Genomic DNA, 17,823 nt, shown 5'->3' with positions numbered 1-17,823 from the left:
ACATTAGAGCCGTTCCGAGGGGTGCTCCGAGGAGGAGCTGAGATACCGCTAAATGGGCAAATCCGCCCAGGACCGCGGTGACCCTTTGAACCTGATCCGGGTCATGCCGGCGAAGGGACAGGGATGTTGCAGACGACCAAGCGACCGGATTCCCCGGTATCCATCATCGGCGCAGGCATTGCGGGCGCCTGGCAGGCCTTGCTGTTCGCGCAGGCCGGCCACGCCGTCACCCTGCACGAGCGCGGTGACGCCGACATGACCGACGCCACCAGCCATTGGGCCGGCGGCATGCTCGCGCCCTATTGCGAGGCGGAGGTTTCCGAACCCATCATCAGCCGCCTCGGCCTGCGCTCGCTCGACATCTGGCGGCGCGAGCTGCCCGACACGCCTTTCAACGGCTCGCTGGTCGTCGCCCACCCGCGCGAGCGCAACGACTTCGAGCGTTTTGCCCGGATGACCGAAGGCCATCGCCGGCTCGATGCCGCCGGCCTTGCCGAGCTCGAGCCGTCGCTCGAAGGCCGCTTCCGCGACGCGTTGTTCTTCCCGACCGAGGGTCATGTCGAGCCGCGCCGCGTGCTGCCGAAACTGCACGAGCGCATCCGCGCCGCCGGCGGCACCATCAAATTCGAAAGCGACGTCGCCGCGGCCGAACTCGCAAAACTTGATCCTAAAGGCATCGTGATCGACTGCCGCGGCCTTTCTGCGCGCGACGAGCAGCCCGGCTTGCGCGGCGTCAAGGGCGAGATGATCCTGATCGAAACCGCCGAGGTGCAGCTCGCGCGCCCGGTGCGGCTGATCCATCCGCGCTGGCCGCTCTATGTGATCCCGCGCGAGGACAATCTGTTCATGCTGGGCGCGACCTCGATCGAGGCCGAGGACACCGGCGTCAGCGTGCGTTCCGCGCTGGAGCTGTTGGGTGCGGCCTATGCCGTGCATCCCGCCTTCGGCGAGGCCCGCATCGTCGAATTCGGCTCCGGCCTGCGCCCCGCTTTTCCCGACAATTTGCCGCGCATCGGCATCCGTGACGGCACGATCAGCGTGAACGGCCTCTACCGACACGGCTTCTTGATCGCCCCGGCGCTGGCCGAGCTGACGCTGAGCTTTGTCGAGCGCGGCCAGATCGACAATGAGGTGATGCAATGCGCGTGATCGTGAACGGCGAGCAACGCGACGTGAATTCGGCCAGCGTCGACGCGCTGCTCAGCGAGCTCGACTACGAAGGCACCCATTTCGCGATCGCGCTCAACTACGACGTCGTGCCGAAGAGCCGCTGGGCCGAGACGGCGCTGAAGCCCGGCGACGAGATCGAGATCATCACGCCGCGGCAGGGAGGGTGAAGATGGCTCTCCATTTATCGCCTTGGCGCGCGCCACACACTCCGCTGTCATCGCCCGGCTCGACCGGGCGATCCAGTACGCCGCGGCGCCTCCGTATCATCGCACGGCCTCTGGAATACTGGATCCCCGCCTTCGCGGGGATGACAGCGTCAATTGAGGAGACACCTTCCCCATGGTGACCTTCTACGGCAAGACCTTCCCCTCCCGCCTCCTCATCGGCAGCGCGCTCTATCCCTCGCCTGCGATCATGCAGGCGGCGATCCGCGCCTCGGGCTCGAACATCGTCACGGTGTCGCTGCGGCGCGAATCCGCCGGCGGCAAGACCGGCGATGCGTTCTGGAATCTGATCCGCGAGCTCGACGTCACCGTGCTGCCGAACACCGCCGGCTGCCGCAGCGTGCGCGAGGCAGTGACCACCGCCAAGCTCGCACGCGAATTGTTTGGCACATCCTGGATCAAGCTCGAAGTCATCGCCGACAACGACACGCTGCAGCCCGATGTGGTCGGGCTTGTCGAAGCCGCAAGCCTCCTGATCAAGGACGGCTTTGAGGTGTTCCCCTATTGCACCGAGGATCTCTCGGTCGCGAACCGCCTGGTCGATGCCGGCTGCAAGGTGGTGATGCCCTGGGCCGCGCCGATCGGCAGCGCAAAAGGCATCACCAACCGCGACGCGCTCAAGCTGATGCGCGAGCGGCTGCCTGACATCACGCTAGTGGTCGACGCCGGCATCGGCGCGCCGTCGCATGCGGCGCAGGCGCTCGAGCTCGGCTACGACGCCGTGCTGCTCAACACCGCCATCGCAAAAGCCGCCGATCCCGTTGCTATGGCCAATGCCTTCCGCCTCGGGATCGAGGCCGGCCGCACCGCATTTGAGGCCGGGCTGATGAACGCCCGCGATTTCGCTTCCCCCTCCACCCCTGTCGTTGGGACACCATTTTGGCATGCCGTATCCTGATCGCTTTTATCCCGTCGTCGACAGCCTCGCCTGGGTCGAGCGCCTGACCAGGCTCGGCGTCGGCACCATCCAGCTGCGCGCGAAAGATCTCGACGATTCGCAATCGCTGCAGATGGTCACCGATGCGCTGGCGATCACCGCGGACACGCAAGCCAAGCTCGTCGTCAACGACTATTGGCGTGCCGCGATCGTCGCCGGGGCGAAATATCTGCATCTCGGCCAGGAGGATTTGGCCGACGCTGACCTCGCTGCCATCCGCGAGGCCGGGCTGTCGCTCGGCGTTTCCACCCATGACGAGGGTGAGCTGGACACCGCGCTCGCCGCCGAGCCCGATTATGTTGCGCTGGGCCCGATCTTCTTCACCACCTTGAAGTCGATGCGCTTCGAGCCGCAGGGCATTCCGAAGATCACGGAATGGAAGAAGCGCATCGGCAATATCCCGCTGGTCGCGATCGGCGGCATCAAGTTCGAGCACGCCGCGGAGATCTTTGCCGCGGGCGCGGATTCCATCGCCGTCGTCAGCGACGTCACCCAGAATGCCGACCCGGATGCGCGGGTGCGGCAATGGCTCGGCCTGTCCGCGGAGGCGGCGTGATGCGCCTCACTCTCTCACCCCGCACGCCACCGTCATCGCCCGGCTCGACCGGGCGATCCAGTACGCCGCGGCTTCTCGGCTTGAGCCGCACCGTCTCGGAGTACTGGATCCCCGCTCCCGTGCGCAATTGCGCACTAGGCGGGGATGACAGCCGAATTTGCCTCTCGCACAGCGACATCAACGAATTAAACCGGAGGATCCCATGAACATCCGCTCCAATCCCGACAAGACCGTCCCGGCCGTCACCACCGGCCCGCTGCCCTCGTCGCGAAAAATCTTCGCCTCGCCCGATGCCGCGCCCGACCTGCGCGTGCCCCTGCGCGAGATCATCCTGTCCGAAGGCGCCGGCGAGCCGAACCTGCCGGTGTACGACACCTCCGGCCCCTACACCGACCCGAGCGTGACCATCGACGTCAACGCCGGTCTCGCGCGCGGCCGCAAGGCCTGGGTGCTCGAGCGCGGCGGCGTCGAGGAATATCAGGGACGGCAGATCAAGCCGGAGGACAATGGCAGCGTCTCCACCGGCAAGGCCGCGCGCGCCTTCTCGGCCTATCACCAGCCGCTCCGCGGCCTCGACGGCCACAAGATCACGCAGCTCGAGTTCGCCCGCGCCGGCATCATCACCAAGGAGATGATCTACGTCGCCGCGCGCGAAAACCTCGACCGCAAACAGCAGCTCGAGCGTGCGGAAGCAGCCCTTGCCGACGGCGAAAGTTTCGGCGCGGAAGTCCCCGCGTTCATCACCCCGGAGTTCGTCCGCTCCGAGATCGCGCGCGGCCGCGCCATCATCCCCTGCAACATCAATCACAGCGAACTCGAGCCGATGATCATCGGCCGCAACTTCCTGACCAAGATCAACGCCAATATCGGCAACTCGGCGGTCACGTCATCGGTCGAGGAAGAGGTCGAGAAGATGGTATGGGCGATCCGCTGGGGCGCCGACACCGTGATGGACCTCTCCACGGGCCGCAACATCCACACCACCCGTGAATGGATCCTGCGCAACGCGCCGGTGCCGATCGGCACCGTTCCGATTTATCAGGCGCTGGAGAAGTGCGACGGCGATCCGGTCAAGCTGACCTGGGAGCTCTACAAGGACACGCTGATCGAGCAGTGCGAGCAGGGCGTCGACTATTTCACCATCCACGCCGGCGTGCGCCTGCAATACATCCACCTCACCGCCAACCGCGTCACCGGCATCGTGTCGCGCGGCGGCTCGATCATGGCCAAGTGGTGCCTGGCGCATCACAAGGAAAGCTTCCTCTACACCCATTTCGACGAGATCTGCGATCTCATGCGCAAGTATGACGTCTCGTTCTCGCTCGGCGACGGCCTGCGTCCGGGCTCGATCGCCGATGCCAACGATCGCGCGCAATTCGCCGAATTGGAGACGCTCGGAGAACTCACCAAGATCGCGTGGGACAAGGGCTGCCAGGTCATGATCGAAGGCCCCGGCCACGTGCCGATGCACAAGATCAAGATCAACATGGACAAGCAGCTCAAGGAATGCGGCGAAGCGCCGTTTTACACCCTCGGGCCCCTGACCACCGACATCGCGCCGGGCTACGACCACATCACCTCGGGCATCGGCGCCGCCATGATCGGCTGGTTCGGCTGCGCCATGCTCTGCTACGTCACGCCGAAGGAGCATCTCGGCCTGCCCGATCGCAACGACGTCAAGGTCGGCGTCATCACCTACAAGATCGCCGCCCACGCCTCCGATCTCGCCAAGGGTCACCCGGCAGCCCAGCTGCGCGACGACGCGCTCTCCCGCGCCCGTTTCGACTTCCGCTGGAGCGACCAGTTCAACCTCGGCCTCGACCCCGAGACCGCCAAGAACTTCCACGACGAGACCCTGCCGAAGGAAGCCCACAAGGTCGCGCATTTCTGCTCGATGTGCGGCCCAAAATTCTGCTCGATGAAGATCACGCAGGACGTCCGCGACTACGCGGCGACGCTGAACGACCCGAACGGCGTGGGCATGTCGATGAGCGGCACCGCCGAGGACGGCATGGCCAAGATGAGCGCGAAGTTCAAGGAGATGGGCGAGAACTTGTATCTGGATGCGGAGAAGGTGAAAGAGAGTAATCGGGTGCTGTGAGCGGGCCCGTGCGAACTTTGGGGGCGACGATCGTCGCCCCCAAAGTTGGAAACGCAATGCGAACGGCCCATGCGGTCTGAAATACTACCAGGACTACCACCGTACGGACCTCCGGCCATCTCTTTGACCGGACACGGTGAGCGCGAATTTCGGGAAGGTTTGGTTGTCCGCTTCTATCCCAAGGGTTCCGATCCATGGATCGGCAATTTCGTGGGAGGCATCTTCGATTGCACCACTGTGCTCGATCATCCCAACGGAAGGGACGTGATCGTTGTCGCTCGCGGCGATACTTGCATTATCGATCCGGAACACCACGCCATTCGAGATCGCATTGCAAGTGACACTGCGCGTGCAATTGGCGTACCGGCTCTTGGATTAGTCGTTTTCCAAGGGTCGGTCGATTTCAGCGCGGTTCGGTCAGATAATTTGCGATGGAATAGTCCGCAGATTTCGTGGGATGGCTTCCGCAAGATAAATGTTCAAGAAACCATGCTCACCGGCGAGGCATGGTCTCCCATTGGAGACTCTTGGATATCATTCAGCCTCGATCTTTTGACAGGACACTGCACCGACGGAATTTATGAACTAGAAGCGGCTCGGGCGTTGCGTGTGACGCGTAAATCGGACTAACGCCAGCAAGCGTAGCCCGGATGAGCGCAGCGACATCCGGGTCTTTGCCATCCCGCATATCGCTCCGCTCATGCGGGCTACAGCCGCGGATAATTGACGTGCCCGATACATTCCCCCACCGCCTCCCCGACCAACTCCTTCCCAACCTCCGTCTCGTCTTCGTCGGCACCGCCGCCAGCACGCGGTCGGCCAAGCTCGGGCACTACTACGCCCATCCCGGCAACCGCTTCTGGCGCGCGATCCATGAGGCCGGGATCACGCCGCGGCGCTATCAACCGAGCGAGTTTGCAAGCTTGCTTGAGCTCGGGATCGGCTTCACCGATCTCTCCAAGTCGGGCGCCGGGATGGATCACCAGATCGCGGCTGAGACGATCGACGTGCCGGGGTTCAGGGCCAAGATCGAGAAGTTTCGCCCGAGGACGATTGCGTTCACGAGCAAGAAGGCGGCGAGCTTGTTTTACGGCAGGCCGTCGGCGGCGATTGCGTTGGGGCGGCAGCAGCGGGATGAGAGTTTGCCCGAAATGTTCGTGCTGCCCTCGCCGTCCGGCGCGGCATCCGGGCATTGGACGCTGCAGCCGTGGCGCGAGCTTGCGGCGTGGATTGCGGCGTAGCGTGAATTTGCGATAGCGCTCCACCCTCGGGCGTCGTCCCGGCGAAGGCCGGGACCCATAACCCCAGGGAGTGGTTTGGCGGGGAGTCGAGGTCCGGTACAGCGACCATTCGTAATCGATGGATTCCGCGGTATGGGTCCCGGCCTTCGCCGGGACGACACTGCCGATTTGGCAACGCATCCCGCGACAAGTTCACCCCGCATACGCCCTATCCAGATCCGCAATCACGATCTTTCTCATCTGCATCATCGCCTGCATGACGCGGTTCGCCTTGCTGCGGTCGGGGTCGCCGAGGTAGCGGCCGAGCGCTGATGGGATCACCTGCCAGGACAGGCCGAACTTGTCCTTGAGCCAGCCGCAGCGGGACTCCTCGCCGCCGTCGGCGGTGAGCCTGTCCCAGAAATAATCGACTTCCGCCTGCGTCTCTACGCTGATGAAGAACGACACCGCTTCGTTGAACTTGTATTGCGGGCCCCCGTTGAGCGCGTTGAAGCGCTGGCCTTCGAGCTCGAACACCGCCATGAAGTCGCTGACGGTCTCAACCTTGGCGTTGGGGAACACCGATTTGTAGAAGGCGACGGCCTCCGGCACGTTGTTGTCGAACCAGAGGAACGGCGTGATGGAGGTCATTAACGTGTATCCTTTCGCCTCGGCTGGACGCGCCGCAGGGTGCCAGTGTTCCAAGGACGAGGCAGGGGGCAACGATCCGACAGTGGCCGCGGGATTTTCTTGTAGCCCGGATGAGCGACAGCGACATCCGGGGCCCGCAGCTGCCCCGCATATCGCTATCGCTCATGGGGCTACGGGGTCCACGAAAACCCATTAACCTGTCGGAATCCACTCATTCCATTCGTCCTCCGAACGCAAAACGCGATCAACCCCGGAGCCCCTCCCAATGCCCCCCACCATCACCGCCTTCGCAAACTCGCCCGACCGCGGCAAGGGACAGGCGCGCGACATGCGGGTTCGCTGGGCGCTCGAAGAGGTGGGGCAGCCTTACGACGTTCGCCTCGTCTCGTTCGCAGCGATGAAAGAACCCGCGCATCTTGCCCTGCATCCGTTCGGGCAGATTCCGACCTATGAGGACGGCGACCTCGCCTTGTTCGAGTCCGGCGCGATCGTACTCCATCTCGCCGACCGCCATGCCGGGCTGCTGCCGATGGAGCCGCACGCCCGCGCCCGCGCGATCGCGTGGATGTTTGCCGCCCTGAGCACGCTGGAGCCGCCGATCGTCGAGCTCGGGATGGCCATGCTGTTCGAGCGCGACAAGAGCTGGTACGGGCCGCGGCTGCCGATGCTGCAGGATCGCGTCCGTGTCAGGCTCGGTGAATTGTCCCGCCAACTCGGCGATGCCAACTGGCTCGACGGTGCGTTCAGCGCCGGCGATCTCATGATGGTGACGGTGCTGCGCCGGTTGCACACATCGGGCCTGCTGAACGAATATCCAGATATCGCCGCCTATGTCGCCCGCGGCGAAGCGCGGCCGGCTTTCAGGCGGGCGTTCGATGCGCAATTGGCGGTGTTCACCGGGGCACGCTTGGCGCCCTAAAGATCGAAATTGGTCGGCAGCATCACCACGTCGCGGATGGTCATGCCGCGCGGCCGCGTCAACATGAACATCACGACCTCAGCCACGTCGCTGGCCTCCAACAGGCTTCCGGAGTCCCTGGCTTCCTTCAGCTTCTCCGGCGGCCAGTCCGCGAGCAGTGAGGTCACGACCGGGCCGGGCGAGATCGAGCCGACGCGGATGCCGTGCTTGAAGACCTGGCGCCGCACCGTCTGGACGAAGCAGTTGACCGCCCATTTGGACGACGCATAGACCGGCTCCCATGGCGTCGGAAAATGCGCCGCCAGCGAGCTCGTGACGATGATGTCGCCGGTCCCGCGCGCGATCATGTGCGGCAGCACGTCGTGCACGTTCTTCATCACGACGTTGACATTCAGGTTCAGCATCCGGTCGATCGCCATGGTGTCGGCATCGACCAGATCGCCACCGACATACGTCCCGGCATTCGCATGCAGGATATCGAGCTGGCCGGCCTGCTCCAGAACGCGCGGCAGCAGCGTTGCACAGTCTTTTGGGTCCAGCAGATCGATGAGCAGCGGGATCACCGCGTCGCCGTGCTTGTCGCGGAGCGCCTTCAGCGCGGCCTCATCGCGGTCGACCATCACCACGCGCGCGCCGGCGGCCAGCATCGCCTCGGTGCTGGCCAATCCGATGCCCGACGCAGCCCCGGTCACGGCCGCCACCTTGCCGTCCAACTCTCTCGCCATGGGATCCCCATCTTGCCGAGGTCACTGGGATCGTGAGTATAGCGACCCCGGCCGGAATTGTCGGGAAGAGATGGTGGGCGCGGCGCTTGCGCCCCATTTCCCCCTACGACATCGGCCTTACCGCAGCGTGATCGCAAGCCCGCTCAGATCCGCATTCGCCATCAGGCCGACCTGCGTGCCGGACAGCTCGAGCACGGCGCCCTTCTGGTTGGTCAGCACGATCGCACGCGCGCCGCGGCCCACTGCGATGCCCGCACCGGCGGCGCCATAGACGCCGGCGATGTCGGAGGGCCGGTTGATGTTGGAGACGCGGCCGCGCAACACGGTCTTGGAGCCGCCGAAGACGAGGCCGTAGTCGAGACCGCCGGTCGAGAGCGAATAGGCGCGGCCGCGGAAGTTCAGCACGCCCGAGCCGCCGGAGCCACCGATGATCCAGCCCACCTTGTAGATCGTCAGCACCACGGTGCCGCCGTCGGCCAGCGCCGAGGTCGAGAGGCCGGCGAGCGCGGCAATGCCGACCAGCGCGGCGCGAAGGGTGGATGCGAACTTCATGAAGAATCTCCGGGGGCTATCTTTCAAAGGGAAAGCGAATCAGACGAGCGGAATCTATCCGATGGATCGGGGCGGCAACATGATGGGCTGGGCGTGAGTCGCGGTCTGTAGCAACACACTCAACTGTCATCGCCCGGTTTAACCGGGCGATCCAGTATTCCGGAGGGGGCGATGGCGAACCGAGACGCCGCGGCGTACTGGATGCCCCGGTCGAGCCGGGGCATGACGGCGGAGTTTGGCGCAACGAGACGCTCACCCGCCATCATGCCATTCTGCCCCTGTTTTGCCCGACGGGGCAACGATTATTTTGTTTTTCCCGAAGTGAAAAAGGAAGGCTCAATGATTTCTGCTGGATGCCTACTGTGCATGGGGTTGTTTTCGCGTTTTTTGTTGGAGGCGCCCCGGCCTGCCGCTACGCTTGCGCGTCCAGCCGTCCATCCGAGGTGATCCCATGCCGATCCAGCATTTCGCGCCCCCGCCGCACGTCAAGGCGCCGCCGCTGTCCTTTGCCACGCGCGCCGGCGATCTCCTGTTCGTCTCCGGCATTCCCGGCTTCGACGCGACCGGCGCGCTGCCCGACGGCTTCGATGCGCAGTTCGCCAACGTCGCCGTCAACATCAAGCGCGTGCTGGCGGAGGCCGGCGCCGAGATCCGCGATCTCGTCAAGGTCAACGTGCTGCTGACCCGCGCCTCCGACGTGGCCGCCATGAACGCGCTCTATGCCGGCGCCTTCGGCCCGCCGCCTTACCCTGCCCGCACCACCTGCGTGGTCCACGCACTGCCTGATCCGAAGATGCTGATCGAGATCGAGGCGGTGGCGTCGCTGGCCAAGAGTTAGACGTGTGATCGTCAGGCGATAGTCAAGGGATAAGGGTCGTCCGAACAGCCGACCAACGGCTGACATATCCGTGAACGGTCGCCGCCCCGCTTGCCAGCCACGCAGATTTGCCGCACCAGTTTCCTCTCACGTTCCCATCAGGAGATATTTCATGCGTCGCGTTCTCGCCCTTTGTGCCGTTGCCGGCATCGCCACCTCCGTGTTCGCCGTGCCGGCCTCCGCGGCAGTCGGCTATTACGTGATCCGCTGGGACAACACCGGCATCTGCCAGGTCTGGAACGAGGACCTCAAGTACAAGCCGTTCCAGTGGGGCGTGTCGACCTACAAGGTCGTCAGCAAGCCGCTCCCGACCTTCACGGCCGCCTCGGAGCTCCAGATCAAGCTGCGCGCGGAGCGCCGCTGCACGCTCTAGGCGTGAGGCGACAGACCGGATTTCAAAGGGCGGATCGCGCAAGCGGTCCGCCCTTTTCTTTTGGACGGACCACCGGTTTTTCGGCCGACGTCACGCATTTTCCGCGCACACGCTTTGAACCTGGCCGGTTGGCGGACCCACTCAGATCTTGTCCGGGGCGCACCAGCGTCCGACTCCAAGTCTGACGTCCGTAGCCCGGATGAGCGAAGCGATATCCGGGAATTCCCGGTCAGCCTCCCTCGGCTCGCTCACCGAAAGCAATCCCACTTTCGCCGGCATCGCCCGCCCAGTCTTCCGAGAGCAATCCCGCCCGCGCATATCGGTGAAAGGACGAATGCGGCCAATCACAAACGCGCTGGACGTAGCGATGCTTGACGGGGTTGAAGTGAATGTAATCCACGTGGCGGGCGAAATCATCTTCGTCGCGAACCGTGTGCTCCCAGTAGCGTCGTTGCCACAAAGCCAATTCTCCATTGGAGTGGCGGGCTACGTCGATACCCGCATGCAGTAGTGCGCTGCTGAAATGCCCCTTGATCCTTCGCCAACGTCCCGCGAAATCGGCGTCATGCGGCGGGAGGCTCATGACGACATGCAAATGGTCCGGAAGGATCACGATCGCATCGACCTCGAACGGGCGCTCCCTGCGAGCGGCCCGGAAGGCATCACGCAGGGCGCCAACGTTTTCAATCAAAATGGTCGATCTGCGGTCGAAGAGCGCTACAGTGAAAAAGTAGGTGCCGCCGGGAAGAAAATTTCTGCGATACAAAACCATGGGCTAGACCCGTCCCGGATGTCGCTTCGCTCATCCGGGCTACAGGATAGCACATGAGCCCTCACGCGTCCTTGTACGCGCGGGGATGGATCAGGATATCGCGCGCGGCGGCGAGGTCGATGAAGGCTTCCGCGCTGCCGCCCCGGTCGGGGTGCATGCCCTTGGCGGCGCGGCGATAGGCCTGATTGATGTCCTCGCAGGTGAGCTGCACCGCGAGCGGCAGGCCGAGCACCTTGCGGGCGCGATCTTCGCTGGACAATTTTTTCGGCGCAGCATTGCGGCGCCCGAAGCGCGGCGCGGTCAGGTCGTGAACGACATCGAGCACCACGCCGAGACGGCGCCGGGCCGCCAGCGTGACGCTGTGATCGTCATTGTCCACGGCCTGGCGCAGCACAGGAAGCGCCTGCTCGGCGGCCTGACGCAGCATGGTATCGGTGCTCATCCGCGCGATCTCGGCCACCAGCCGGCCCGCCTCGGCCCAACCGGCGCCGTCCGCCGACCGCAGGCGTTCGAGTGCGAGTTTCCAGGATTCGAGCCGTTCCATCATGCGCGCAACGTTTAGCAATCAAGATCAGTATGCCAAGGGCGCCGTTTCCGACCCCTTAATTTCGAGTTAGCCTTTCATGAAACTTCGAAAAGAAATCGGGAGGAAATTGTCATGGCATTGCTCGCAAACCACATCGCGATCGTCACGGGCGCCGGTTCCGGCATCGGCCGGGCCATCGCGTCCGGCTACGCCCGCGAGGGCGCGCAAGTGGTGCTGCTCGACGTCAACGCCGACACGGTCGCGGAAGCCGCCGAGGGGATCCGCAAGTCCGGCGGCAAGGCCGAGAGCTTTGCACTCGACGTCACCAAACGCGACGACTGCTTCGCGCTCGCCAGGCAAGTCGCCGACAAGGTCGGGCAGGTCTCGATCCTCGTCAACAATGCCGGCATCACCCGCCGCAACGCCTTCACCGCCGATACCGAGACGGTGGCGAAGGATTGGAATGACATCATCTCGCTCAACCTCAACGGCGTCTTCAACATGACGCAGGCGTTCCTCGCGCCCTTGCGAGCAGCCAAGGGCCGCATCGTCAATATCGGATCGATCCAGTCCTTCGTGCATCTGCGCACGCCGAGCTCGGCGGCCTACACCACCTCGAAACACGGCGTGCTCGGCTTCACCAAGGCGCTCGCGGTCGAGCTCGGCAAGGAGGGCGTGCGCGTCAATGCAATCGGGCCGGGCTTCATCGAGACTAACATCAACGCCAATGTGCGTGCGACCAATCCGGCGCTGGTGCAGGCTTTCGTCGATCACACCCCGCTGGCGCGCACCGGCAAGCCCGAGGACATCGTGGGTCCCGCGATCTTCCTTGCGTCGGACATGTCGGCCTACGTCACGGGAACGATCGTGATGGTGGATGGCGGATACCGGACGGTGTGAGCGGGAGGGATGCCTGCTTTGCGGGGTATGCTCGCAGGAATATGCAATCCGTGCCAATCGCGGCAGCGCGGCGGCATTCCCAAGGTCAATTCGTGCGATCGCCCGCAGTTAACCTTTCGTTAACCAAACCCGCCCACCGTAGATCTAAGGCTTGGGGGTCGTTTGTTCTCGATCCGCTTCCAAAGACGGAAGCGGGCGTCGATCGGGGAGTGTGTCGATGACCACTGTTCATGTCGCTGCGTCCGAACCGGGCGCGTATGTCCTTTCACCGAACCAGATCGTTCCGCTGCTGATCGGCGCGACCGTCGACGAGGTCGAGCGTGAGCTCGTGCTGCAGACGCTCGCCCGCTGCGACGGCAATCGCACGCGCGCCTCGCGCGTGCTCGGCCTCTCGGTGCGCACGTTGCGCAACAAGATCAGGCTCTACGCCGCCTCCGGCATCGAGGTGCCGGCCTATCACGACTAGCGCGCGACGTGCCGCCGATTGATGTTGATCCAGCCGGCGCGCTGTCCGAGTGGAATTGCTGCTGTCGTCAAACGCCGCTAATTACTTGCTTCCGGTCAAGGGAGCAGCGGCGTGGCAGACGAACAAAAACGGCAGGGACCTCAGGGACCGCGCGGTCGGCAGGGCGAACCGGGGCGGCCGGGACCGCAGGGTCATCCAGGAAAGCGCGGGCCCGATGGCGCGCGTGGCAAGCCAGGTCCGCAGGGCAAGCCGGGCCCGATCGGAAAGCCTGGACCGCTGGGCAAGCCCGGTCCGCAAGGCAAGCAGGGCGAAGCCGGCCCGCGCGGGGCGGCCGGTGCACAGGGACCTGTCGGACCGCAGGGGCCGGCGGGGCCGCAGGGCCCGCGCGGCGAGGCCGGTCCGCCCGGCCAGTTGCCGTCGATCGAACAGGTGCTGCCGTGGCTCGATCAACTGTTCGACGCCTGGGACGAACGCCGCCGCCAGCGCGAGCGTGAAGCTGCCGAGCGCGAGGCGCTGGAAGCCGCCGTGCAGGAGACCGACGACCTGCCCCTCGGTGACGAGGACGATGGTAGCGAAGGCGACGATCACAGGAAAAAGAAGAAAAAGAAGAAGCACGGCCACAAGGACTGACGGACGAATCTATTTCGTCCCATTCTCGCGTCGCGGCAGCATGCCCATGCGCTCGAACTGCCAGCGCATGGCGCGGTACCAGAGATAGCCGACCGCTGCGCCGCACAAGGCCAGGATCACCACGTTCGCGCTCGAGAACGAGCCGCTCCACCACGTCATCCACGCGGTCCACAGCAACGTGAAAACGATGGCACCTGCTTTCAGCGGAAGAAGGGGGCGGCTCATGGTCGTGCTCCGGGGTGTCAAAAGCCCGGCGAACATCATCGCGCGCTGAGACCGTTGTCACCGTGAGGCAGGTCACGGAACGGACCTTCGAGCCGCCTAACCGAACCGCAGCCGCGAACGTTCCTTGGCCTTTTCCGCTTCGACCTCACGATCACGCGCCGGCGCATGGGTGTGCAGCGACGTCAGGAGTTTTCGCGCAGCCTCCGAGACCTCCGCCACCGCACGATCGAAGGCCGCCTCGTTGGCCTGCGACGGCTTGTTGAAGCCAGACAGTTTTCGAACGAACTGGAGCGCGCTGGCGTGGATCTCATCCTCAGTCGCCTCCGGCTCAAAGTTGAATAGCGTCTTGATGTTGCGGCACATGCAGTCTCTCCTGACCTTTCCCTCAAGGACGACCGGCGAAAACGAAATCCTACATCCTTCCGGACAGTTCTGCTAAGTTCCGCCGCAACGCGGCCGCCGACCAGAGCCGCACGGGGGAAATCGACATGAAAGCTTCTTGCGCGGCGCTGTCAGCCATCCTGTTGTCCGTCTCGTTGGCGGCCATCTCGACATCCGCATGGGCGGCCGATTATCCGATGCCGAAGCAGGGCGACTGGATCGCCAGGGATTTCAAGTTCCACACCGGCGAGACCATGCCGGAGCTCAAGCTGCACTACACAACCGTGGGTGAGCCGAGCGGCCAGCCGGTCCTGGTGCTGCACGGCACCGGCGGCTCGGGCGCGAGCATGCTGTCATCAGCCTTTGCCGGCGAGCTGTTCGGCGCGGGGCAGCCACTCGATGCCTCCAAATATTACATCATCATCCCCGATAATATCGGTCATGGCAAATCGTCAAAACCGTCCGACGGGATGAAGACGAGCTTCCCGAAATACGACTACAACGACATGGTCGAGGCCCAGTATCGCCTGGTGACGGAAGGGCTCGGGGTCAAGCATCTGCGGCTCGTCATCGGCAATTCGATGGGCGGCATGCACACCTGGCTGTGGGGCGAGAAATATCCGAAGGCGATGGACGCGCTGATCCCGATGGCCTCGCAGCCGACCGAAATGGCGTCCCGCAACTGGATGCTGCGGCGGATCATGCTCGACACCATCCGCAACGATCCCGACTACAATGGCGGCAATTACACCAGCCAGCCGCGCATGATGAAATACGCCATCACCGCCTACGGCATCGCGAGCATCGGCGGAACGCTTGCCTATCAATCGCAGGCGCCGACGGCGGCGAAGGCCGACAAGATCGTCGACGAGCGGCTGGCCATGCCGATCACGGCAGATGCCAACGACTTCGTCTACCAGTGGGAGTCTTCGCAAAACTACAATGCCGGCGAGAAGCTGGAGGCCATCGAAGCGCCGCTGCTGCTGATCAATTCAGCCGACGACGAACGCAACCCGCCTGAGACCGGCATCACGGACGCTGCGATGACGCGGGTGAAGAACAGCAAACTGTATCTCATCCCGGCAAGCACCGAGACGCGCGGCCACGGCACCACCGGGAACGCCAAATTCTACAGCGAGCAGGTCCAGCAATTTCTGCAAGCCGCGCCGCAGCAAACGATCGAATCTGCGCGCCGCTGATTTTGCATCGCATCAACGGCCGTCTAGCCCGCATATTATTTGAGCATGCATTACACTGACGGCTCGGGCTTAATTGCGTCGATGTCCGAATCGACGCGCGGGATAATCGCGCGCCAACGGCACGACACGCGATGAGGAGGATCGCATGCACAGGCTCGCACTGTGCGTTTGGCTGGCCACGCTGACGAGCGCCGCGTTCGCGTTCGACAACGGGCAATACGATCACGTCCCGCCCGACATCCGCGCCTGGTTCAAGAGCGTGATCGCACCGAACGGCGTGCCCTGCTGTGACGTCTCCGACGGCCATCGCACGGAGTACGACGTGCGCAGCGGCGCCTATTGGGTGCCGATCGAGGGACAATGGATGGAGGTGCCCGAGCGCGCCATCATCCGCGACCGCGGCAATCCGGTCGGTCAGGCCGTTGTGTGGTACGTCCGTCACCGCGGCGCCATCATCATCAGTTGCTTCGTGCCGGCGGATGCGGTGTAGCGCGATAGCGCCTCGACGCGGCGCGTGCTAGCTCGGCCGATAGCTCCTGTGAACGACAGAACGCGAGCTCGCGCTCTATCCGCCTTGCGTGTGGGCGGCAAGCATCAAGCAGGTCCTGGAGGGCATCGACCTTCCACCCATCCCCAACAGCTGGCTCTATCACGGGCCGCGGCTGGCGCTGCAGCCAGTCCTGATCTGGTGGGCTCTGAACTGCGCTGGCGTGATCGACTGGACGCGGCGGCGTGACAAAGGGGGATAGCGATCGGGCCGAGAGATGATATTCTCGGGGCATTCCACCAGGGAGACCTTCGTGACTGATCTTTGCGCCGAAGACCTCGCCACCATCTATGCCCAGCCGAGCCCGCGCGTGATCGCGAAAGCGCGCCCCGCAATCGACACGCATGCGAAGAAATTCATCGAGATGTCGCCGTTCTGCGTGCTCGCGACATCGGGAGCGGACGGCAGCGTCGATGCCTCACCACGCGGCGGCGGCGTTGGCTTCGTCCACGTCGCCGGCCCCAACCAGCTGCTGATGCCTGATCGCTCCGGCAACAACCGGATCGACAGTTTTCGAAATGTCGTCGAGGGCTCGGGCTTCGTGCATCTGTTGTTCTTCGTCCCCGGCATCGACGAGACGCTGCGCGTCGGCGGCCGCGGCTCGCTGTCCGCCGATCCGGACCTGCTCGCCTCGATGGTGGAGTTTGGCAAGTCGCCGCGCGCGGTGCTGAACGTCGCCGTCAGCGAAGTCTATTTCCACTGCGGCAAGGCACTGATGCGCTCGAAGCTTTGGTCGTCCGAGAAGGTGCCGCGCTCGGTGATGCCGAGCATCGTCGAGGTGGTCCACGAGCAGACCGGCCTTGGTGAGCCGCAGAGTCAGGAGATCGTGGAAGAGCTCTACAAGACGCAGTTGTAGCTGGCGTCCAGGCTGTCGTCCCGGCCTGGTGCGCAATCGCGCATCAGGCCGATACGGAGTTGTGCCATCGCTAACGCGCCGAACTAATGCCCGTCCCCCTCGAGCCCGCCAACGTGCTTCTGGGTGTAGAGTTCGAGGCCGATGCGGCCGATCAGGTCGAGCTGGGTCTCGAGGAAGTCGATGTGGTGCTCCTCGTCGCTCATCAGCTTCTCGAACAGATCACGCGTCACGTAGTCCTTGACGCTGTGGCAGTAGGTCGCCGCTTCCTGATAGAGCGCCCGCGCGCTCATCTCGGCGGCGAGATCGCACTCGATGATCTCCTTGACGTTCTGGCCGATGCGCAAGGGATCGAGCACCTGCATGTTCGGGAAGCCGTCGAAGAACAGGATTCGCTCGGTGAGCTTATCAGCGTGCTCCATCTCCTCGATGGACTCCTTGCGCCAGACCTTGGACATGTCCCGCAGGCCCCAATTGTCGAGGAAGCGGTAGTGCAGCCAATACTGGTTGATCGCAGTCAGCTCGTGACGCAGTGCCTTGTTGAGATAGTCGATAACTTTTGCGTCGCCCTGCATGGTTCACTCCAGCTCTTGCAGTCCAAATCGGCCGTAAACCGAATTTAGAACGCTTCTAAATGAGTTTGAAGACTGGAGCAACCGGCTACGGGGACGCAGCCGGGGAAAAGCTCAGCCAGGGTTGCGGAGCATTTCAGCAGGCCGCGAGGGCGAACTCGGCCGGCTGGGCCGTCTCGTCGTTCGCCGCCACAGTGTGGTTGTGCGGGCAGCCGGAGCAGCAGGACGTGGCACAGGTGCCAAGCGCTTCGTCGATAATGGTCTTGATCGTCCGAGCGCAGCGGCCGCATTCGGCGCTACAGCCGAGACACCCATAGACCTGCTTGGCATGGCGCACAGCGTCGTCGGACTCGGCGACGGCGGCGCGGATGTCGTCATCGCTCAGCACGTTACAGGAACAAACGATCATGGAAGCGGCAGGCCCTTTGGTGATGCGCCATCATCGAT

General features: G+C 64.0%; 25 protein-coding genes, 1 pseudogene and 1 riboswitch. Of the genes and pseudogenes, 17 read left to right on the top strand and 9 right to left on the bottom strand.

Going from position 1 to position 17,823, the window contains the following annotated elements:
- Positions 1–7 precede the first annotated feature (7 nt).
- Positions 8–136, top strand: a riboswitch (TPP riboswitch).
- The 7 genes from ACIPUD_RS00875 to ACIPUD_RS00845 all read left to right on the top strand — a co-directional run bounded on the left by ACIPUD_RS00875 (position 124) and on the right by ACIPUD_RS00845 (position 6,229).
- On the top strand, positions 124–1,149 hold the full coding sequence (locus ACIPUD_RS00875; protein ID WP_085361442.1) for an FAD-dependent oxidoreductase: 1,026 nt from the start codon (positions 124–126) through the stop codon (positions 1,147–1,149). It overlaps the preceding riboswitch by 13 nt.
- Positions 1,140–1,337 (top strand): sulfur carrier protein ThiS, encoded by a 198-nt coding sequence (gene thiS / locus ACIPUD_RS00870; protein WP_085361443.1) that lies wholly within the window; start codon positions 1,140–1,142, stop codon positions 1,335–1,337. The genes ACIPUD_RS00875 and thiS overlap by 10 nt, the downstream gene beginning before the upstream one ends.
- A gap of 172 nt (positions 1,338–1,509) precedes the next feature.
- Positions 1,510–2,292, top strand: a complete 783-nt coding sequence (locus tag ACIPUD_RS00865) for a thiazole synthase (RefSeq protein WP_085361444.1) — start codon at positions 1,510–1,512, stop codon at positions 2,290–2,292.
- Positions 2,279–2,887: a thiamine phosphate synthase gene (locus tag ACIPUD_RS00860; protein WP_085361445.1), complete on the top strand. Its 609-nt coding sequence runs from the start codon at positions 2,279–2,281 to the stop codon at positions 2,885–2,887. The genes ACIPUD_RS00865 and ACIPUD_RS00860 overlap by 14 nt, the downstream gene beginning before the upstream one ends.
- A 202-nt stretch (positions 2,888–3,089) precedes the next feature.
- A complete protein-coding gene (gene thiC / locus ACIPUD_RS00855; RefSeq protein WP_446479994.1) occupies positions 3,090–4,988 on the top strand; it encodes a phosphomethylpyrimidine synthase ThiC in 1,899 nt (632 codons plus the stop codon).
- Positions 4,989–5,057: 69 nt separating this feature from the next.
- Positions 5,058–5,618, top strand: coding sequence for a hypothetical protein (locus tag ACIPUD_RS00850; protein ID WP_446479993.1), 561 nt, complete (start codon positions 5,058–5,060; stop codon positions 5,616–5,618).
- A 98-nt stretch (positions 5,619–5,716) separates the two neighbouring features.
- Complete coding sequence (locus ACIPUD_RS00845; RefSeq protein WP_162496387.1) at positions 5,717–6,229, top strand: mismatch-specific DNA-glycosylase; 513 nt, start codon at positions 5,717–5,719, stop codon at positions 6,227–6,229.
- Between the two features lie 192 nt (positions 6,230–6,421).
- Here the strand turns inward: ACIPUD_RS00845 and ACIPUD_RS00840 are convergent, their stop codons facing one another.
- Positions 6,422–6,859: a VOC family protein gene (locus tag ACIPUD_RS00840; protein WP_085361449.1), complete on the bottom strand. Its 438-nt coding sequence runs from the start codon at positions 6,857–6,859 to the stop codon at positions 6,422–6,424.
- Positions 6,860–7,124: 265 nt separating this feature from the next.
- Here ACIPUD_RS00840 and ACIPUD_RS00835 point away from each other — a divergent pair, with 265 nt between their 5' ends.
- Positions 7,125–7,778: a glutathione S-transferase family protein gene (locus ACIPUD_RS00835; RefSeq protein WP_446479992.1), complete on the top strand. Its 654-nt coding sequence runs from the start codon at positions 7,125–7,127 to the stop codon at positions 7,776–7,778.
- On the opposite strand, the gene ACIPUD_RS00830 is transcribed toward ACIPUD_RS00835, so the two are convergent.
- Entirely contained in the window at positions 7,775–8,503 is a 729-nt protein-coding gene (locus ACIPUD_RS00830; RefSeq protein WP_085361451.1) for an SDR family oxidoreductase, read from the bottom strand. The genes ACIPUD_RS00835 and ACIPUD_RS00830 overlap by 4 nt on opposite strands.
- A gap of 117 nt (positions 8,504–8,620) precedes the next feature.
- Positions 8,621–9,055, bottom strand: coding sequence for a hypothetical protein (locus tag ACIPUD_RS00825; RefSeq protein ID WP_446479991.1), 435 nt, complete (start codon positions 9,053–9,055; stop codon positions 8,621–8,623).
- Between the two features lie 451 nt (positions 9,056–9,506).
- Here ACIPUD_RS00825 and ACIPUD_RS00820 point away from each other — a divergent pair, with 451 nt between their 5' ends.
- Both ACIPUD_RS00820 and ACIPUD_RS00815 read left to right on the top strand, forming a co-directional pair.
- The gene (locus tag ACIPUD_RS00820; protein WP_085361452.1) at positions 9,507–9,893 is read left to right on the top strand and encodes a RidA family protein; all 387 of its coding nucleotides are present in this window, start codon (positions 9,507–9,509) and stop codon (positions 9,891–9,893) included.
- A gap of 151 nt (positions 9,894–10,044) precedes the next feature.
- Positions 10,045–10,305, top strand: coding sequence for a hypothetical protein (locus ACIPUD_RS00815; protein ID WP_007613673.1), 261 nt, complete (start codon positions 10,045–10,047; stop codon positions 10,303–10,305).
- 229 nt (positions 10,306–10,534) lie between these two features.
- On the opposite strand, the gene ACIPUD_RS00810 is transcribed toward ACIPUD_RS00815, so the two are convergent.
- Both ACIPUD_RS00810 and ACIPUD_RS00805 read right to left on the bottom strand, forming a co-directional pair.
- On the bottom strand, positions 10,535–11,077 hold the full coding sequence (locus ACIPUD_RS00810) for an REP-associated tyrosine transposase (RefSeq protein ID WP_085361453.1): 543 nt from the start codon (positions 11,075–11,077) through the stop codon (positions 10,535–10,537).
- Positions 11,078–11,138: 61 nt separating this feature from the next.
- Positions 11,139–11,624 carry a molecular chaperone DnaJ gene (locus tag ACIPUD_RS00805; RefSeq protein WP_085361454.1) on the bottom strand — a complete coding sequence of 162 codons (486 nt, stop codon included), beginning with the start codon at positions 11,622–11,624 and terminating at the stop codon, positions 11,139–11,141.
- Positions 11,625–11,735: 111 nt separating this feature from the next.
- On the opposite strand from ACIPUD_RS00805, the gene ACIPUD_RS00800 reads away from it, so the two are divergent.
- The 3 genes from ACIPUD_RS00800 (at position 11,736) to ACIPUD_RS00790 (ending at position 13,599) form a co-directional block, all read left to right on the top strand.
- Entirely contained in the window at positions 11,736–12,503 is a 768-nt protein-coding gene (locus tag ACIPUD_RS00800; protein WP_085361455.1) for an SDR family NAD(P)-dependent oxidoreductase, read from the top strand.
- Between the two features lie 217 nt (positions 12,504–12,720).
- Entirely contained in the window at positions 12,721–12,969 is a 249-nt protein-coding gene (locus ACIPUD_RS00795) for a helix-turn-helix domain-containing protein (protein ID WP_018454141.1), read from the top strand.
- 111 nt (positions 12,970–13,080) lie between these two features.
- The gene (locus ACIPUD_RS00790; protein ID WP_085361456.1) at positions 13,081–13,599 is read left to right on the top strand and encodes a collagen-like protein; all 519 of its coding nucleotides are present in this window, start codon (positions 13,081–13,083) and stop codon (positions 13,597–13,599) included.
- A 9-nt stretch (positions 13,600–13,608) separates the two neighbouring features.
- Here ACIPUD_RS00790 and ACIPUD_RS00785 read toward each other — a convergent pair whose 3' ends face one another.
- Both ACIPUD_RS00785 and ACIPUD_RS00780 read right to left on the bottom strand, forming a co-directional pair.
- Complete coding sequence (locus tag ACIPUD_RS00785) at positions 13,609–13,824, bottom strand: hypothetical protein (RefSeq protein ID WP_018454140.1); 216 nt, start codon at positions 13,822–13,824, stop codon at positions 13,609–13,611.
- Between the two features lie 96 nt (positions 13,825–13,920).
- Positions 13,921–14,187, bottom strand: coding sequence for a DUF2277 domain-containing protein (locus tag ACIPUD_RS00780; RefSeq protein WP_018454139.1), 267 nt, complete (start codon positions 14,185–14,187; stop codon positions 13,921–13,923).
- Positions 14,188–14,312: 125 nt separating this feature from the next.
- Here ACIPUD_RS00780 and ACIPUD_RS00775 point away from each other — a divergent pair, with 125 nt between their 5' ends.
- From ACIPUD_RS00775 to ACIPUD_RS00760, 4 genes and pseudogenes are all read left to right on the top strand, one after another.
- Entirely contained in the window at positions 14,313–15,404 is a 1,092-nt protein-coding gene (locus tag ACIPUD_RS00775) for an alpha/beta fold hydrolase (RefSeq protein WP_085361457.1), read from the top strand.
- A gap of 145 nt (positions 15,405–15,549) precedes the next feature.
- Complete coding sequence (locus ACIPUD_RS00770) at positions 15,550–15,894, top strand: hypothetical protein (protein WP_018454137.1); 345 nt, start codon at positions 15,550–15,552, stop codon at positions 15,892–15,894.
- Positions 15,895–15,961: 67 nt separating this feature from the next.
- A pseudogene (locus ACIPUD_RS00765) lies at positions 15,962–16,153 on the top strand (hypothetical protein); the annotation flags it as partial.
- Between the two features lie 51 nt (positions 16,154–16,204).
- Positions 16,205–16,807: an MSMEG_1061 family FMN-dependent PPOX-type flavoprotein gene (locus ACIPUD_RS00760; RefSeq protein ID WP_026232674.1), complete on the top strand. Its 603-nt coding sequence runs from the start codon at positions 16,205–16,207 to the stop codon at positions 16,805–16,807.
- 83 nt (positions 16,808–16,890) lie between these two features.
- Here ACIPUD_RS00760 and bfr read toward each other — a convergent pair whose 3' ends face one another.
- On the bottom strand, positions 16,891–17,379 hold the full coding sequence (gene bfr / locus ACIPUD_RS00755; protein WP_018454135.1) for a bacterioferritin: 489 nt from the start codon (positions 17,377–17,379) through the stop codon (positions 16,891–16,893).
- Positions 17,380–17,512: 133 nt separating this feature from the next.
- Entirely contained in the window at positions 17,513–17,785 is a 273-nt protein-coding gene (locus ACIPUD_RS00750) for a (2Fe-2S)-binding protein (protein ID WP_026232673.1), read from the bottom strand.
- Positions 17,786–17,823: the final 38 nt, after the last annotated feature.

Source organism: Bradyrhizobium sp. CAR08 (assembly GCF_052871955.1).
The sequence above is the reverse complement of the archived record's forward strand: the minus strand, read 5'-3'. Positions and strand labels throughout refer to the sequence as shown.